Raw genomic sequence first — 3,812 nt, 5'->3', positions numbered from 1 at the left:
TCCCAGCACTTCTGGGGGAAATCCTTTTCCGGTGTCGGACAGAGTGACATACATATATTTTCCACCTTCATGTTCTTCCAGAGCCAGATACATGGTGATTTCAATATGCTGATCCAGGGAAACCGCATGGATGACTGCGTTTTCCACCAGCGTCTGCAGCAGAAGTGCAGGAAGAAGGCAGGCACTCACGTCATCATCCTGTATTACCTCGAAGGCAAAAGCCCCGTCTCCATACCGAAGTTTCTGTATGCGTATATAATTCAGAACGTGCTTTAGTTCCTCTGAAACCGTCCGCTTAGAAGACGCATCCCGAAAAATATATCGCATATAATCTGAGAGCATTCCGGTAATGGTAACAATTCTGGATTCTTTTGCTTCCTCGGCTATTCCATGGATAATGCTCAGGCAATTGAGGAAAAAATGAGGATTGATCTGCTCCTGAACGTAATCCAGTTCGATTTTCTGCCGCTCCAGTTCCTTTTCATAAATCTCAATTTTCAGCTGCTTGATTTTTCGTAAGAGCCCTTTGAACTCATTGCTCGCCTGTTCCAGTTCAATAATATTGTTGGTTCCGTTTTCATTGATCCACTGTTCCTCTTCTGTCCGCTTAAGCCCATCGATAAACTGCCTCATGGGAACTAAAATTCTGCGGTAATAATTATACGCTCCAAATAAAAGACCTGCTGCAATCAGGACTGCAAAAATTGTAAGAAACATCTGCATCTGAATTACATTCTCCAATATGCCATGCTCCGGATAAATAATCATGTATATCCTTCCGCTGTATCCGATTTTATAACTGTACAGTTCTTTCTGATCTTGAGCCATTGACTTTTGAATCAGTTCATCATAGTCATATTTCTGAGAATCTTTCACTGTCATAATAGCTCCATCCGGTTTTTGTATAAACGGAATGACCTGATACCCCTTTGTCTTCTGAGTCAGATTGTGAAAAATCCATTCCACAGGAATCAGACAGCCGGATGCCACGCCGTCTACGTAGCATAACCCTGCGATATAGTCCTTCTCCCCATCATTAAAATAAGTCCATTTTGCAATATTTTTATCCTTGTCCGCTTTCAGAAAAGACAGCAGGCGCCTGATCTTTTCACTTTTCTGGCTGGAACGATAGTAAATTCCGGTATCCAGAATCAACAGGTCTGACTGGCTGTCATATACATAGAAGTTACTGGCTTCCGCATATCTGATTTTCAGAATCTGATTCTGCTCCATCACATTCAGAAGCAGACTATAGTACTGTCCGTCTGTAGGTCCGATGTCAGATGGAATCTGTGCAATATCCAGTTCACGGCTCATCCGCGTTATCTGTTCCGCATGAATCTGTTCGATATCCCGGTTGATCTGCGTCACATAAAGCTCCGCCGTATCCTTAATATATTGGTAAGCCAGTGTCCTTGCCTGCTCCATCCCCCGGAACATAATCACCAGAACAGCCAGCAGAAGCAAGACCACCGGAACCAGAATCCGCATCGTCATTTTTGCAAAACTTCCCCGTTTTTTATAAAAAATTAATTTCGTTATTTTCATGAAATGTTCTCCATTTATATTGAAGCGCGCAGATGGCTGTAGTGTATCAAACACGCAAAACAGCACTTAGCAGCAACTCTCAAATGTTCCTGCTAAGTACTTCATCAAATTATTTTTCGAATTTTCTCAAAGTTATTTTCAAAGCATGTTTGAAATTTCATCTTCCTGACTGTCGTGCTTTACACTTTGTGGAAGAATCAGCCTTTATTTGCGTCTTGGTAAGCCTGAAATGCGGTATCATGAATCTTCACCAGGTCCTGTAGTCCCATGGTGTCTAATTGCTTCAGATAAGCATCCCACTCATTTTCAATGCCTCCGTCCACTACCCAGTGGGCAAACTGCGCTTCCACATATTTGTAGATATCGGTTCCAATGGTTGTCAGCTGTGTCAGCTCATCTTCCGTATATTTCAGCATGGGCAATCCGATGTTCCGGTCTGTTTTCACATACTGTTCATTGACCTTATCTTCTGCAAGCTTGATTCCGTCTCCCTGATCTTGCGGCAGAATAACTTTGGAATAAAAGTCTTCATTCATATACTTGGGACCAAAATCACGCATGGAATTAGACCAGGCGGAAGTATCCAGTGAACTTCCATCGGTGGGAACCAAAACTTCATAAGTGCCATCATCATTTTTCTTAATCTGATCCGGTATGGAGCCGTAATAAGTCTGCAGTGATACCTCATCATCATAGAATTGATCCGCATACTGAAGCAGTTTCTCCGGATTTTCACAATCCTTTGTCAACACCAGTTCACGGTCTGATACATCCAGAAAACTGGGGGCATATTCTACGTAATGTCCGCCATCAGGCCCCTCCAGTGCAGAAACCACCTCATACTGGTCTGCTACCGGTCCGGCTACGGCATCAGCGGTCCATCCGGTAATCAATCCTACTTTTGCAGACTGAATTTTACTGGTGGCCATAGATGCTTCCTGCGTGAAAAATTCAGGATCCAGTATCCCTTTCTGATACATTTCATTGAGCCACATTATGCCTTCTTTATAATTTTCCTGAGCAGGCATAAATACAGGTTTTCCTTCTGCATCCAGCCCCATATAATTATTATCCCGGCTTACAATGGCAGCAAACGGCGCCATCAGATCACGCATGGTATTACTTGCAACATACTGTCCGGCATTTCCGGTTATACCGATTTCATTTCCCTTATCACCATCTCCATCAGCATCTTCCGCCACAAATTTATAGAGAACCTCTTCCAGTTCCTGATAGGTTTTCGGCATTTCCAGGTTCAGATTCTGCAGCCACTTTTTATTAATATACATGCAGTTTCCATCTACTTTCGGACGCAGCGGAGCTTTTTTGGGAAGGCTGTAAATCTTGCCGTCACGATCGGTTATTCTGGCTTTCAGTTCCGGTTCTTTTTCCAGCACTTTCTTAAGATTCGGCATGTTTTGATCAATCAGATCAGACAATTCCAGAAAATAAGATTTGTTTTGTGCAATGTCTGTATCCTTCAGGCATATATTTCCCCAGAACGCATCCGGCAGCTCCCCGGAAGCCAGCAGCAGTGATTTCTGCTCCTGCCAGTCTGTATCGTAATAAACCTTCCAGTCAATCTTTACATCACCCTTATCTTCCATTTCTTTCATAATCCCCTCATGGAGATAGTCAATGGGCCAGGTATCTGTCCAGCGGACGGTTACGATCTGAAAATCATTTTTCCCACTATCCGCTGACTGTTCGGATTCCCCGGAACCCTCTCCCTGGCATCCTGCCATCATAGAACCTGCAAGAACTGCTGCCAACAACATACACACTACTTTTTTTGCTTTCATACTTTTTCTCCTTTTTCTCTTATCTTTATTCCCGCGGGCAGCGAGCCAGACGGACACGCTGGCACGTCCATTTGGCGACTGCCGCAAGAGTCTGATAATTCCTTCCCGCCATCTGCATGCCCCACTTTGCAGCATATGGCACTATCCTTTCAGTGACCCCAGCATTACCCCTTTGTTGAAATACTTCTGCACAAATGGATACATACACATAATCGGCAGACTGGAAATCACAATAATTGCATATTTGATCAGCTCTGCAGTCTGTTTTGCTTCAACTGCCGCCGCTCCGGTTGTCATGCTGACAATGGTCTGATTGCTGATCAGAATATTTCTTAACACCAGCTGCAATGGCTGGAGATCCGGATTCCGCAGATAAACCAGCGCATTAAAGTAGGAATTCCACTGTCCTACCGCCGCCCACAGGGCGATAACCGCCAATACCGCTTTTGACAGAGGCAGCAC

General features: G+C 44.1%; 2 protein-coding genes and 1 pseudogene. All 3 read right to left on the bottom strand.

Annotation, left to right across the window (positions count from 1 at the left end):
* On the bottom strand, window positions 1–1,548 hold a 1,548-nt coding region (locus ACH2DQ_RS03540), incomplete at its 3' end, for a sensor histidine kinase (protein ID WP_395025611.1).
* Window positions 1,549–1,745: 197 nt separating this feature from the next.
* Complete coding sequence (locus tag ACH2DQ_RS03535) at window positions 1,746–3,350, bottom strand: hypothetical protein (protein WP_394914745.1); 1,605 nt, start codon at window positions 3,348–3,350, stop codon at window positions 1,746–1,748.
* Window positions 3,351–3,491: 141 nt separating this feature from the next.
* A pseudogene (locus ACH2DQ_RS03530) lies at window positions 3,492–3,812 on the bottom strand (carbohydrate ABC transporter permease); the annotation flags it as partial.

The sequence above is a fragment of the Robinsoniella sp. genome (assembly GCF_034124845.1).
The sequence above is the reverse complement of the archived record's forward strand: the minus strand, read 5'-3'. Positions and strand labels throughout refer to the sequence as shown.

Excerpts from the sequence above, each read along its gene's own strand:
- ACH2DQ_RS03535 (WP_394914745.1), bottom strand. The coding sequence starts at position 3,350 with ATGAAAGCAAAAAAAGTAGTGTGTATGTTGTTGGCAGCAGTTCTTGCA.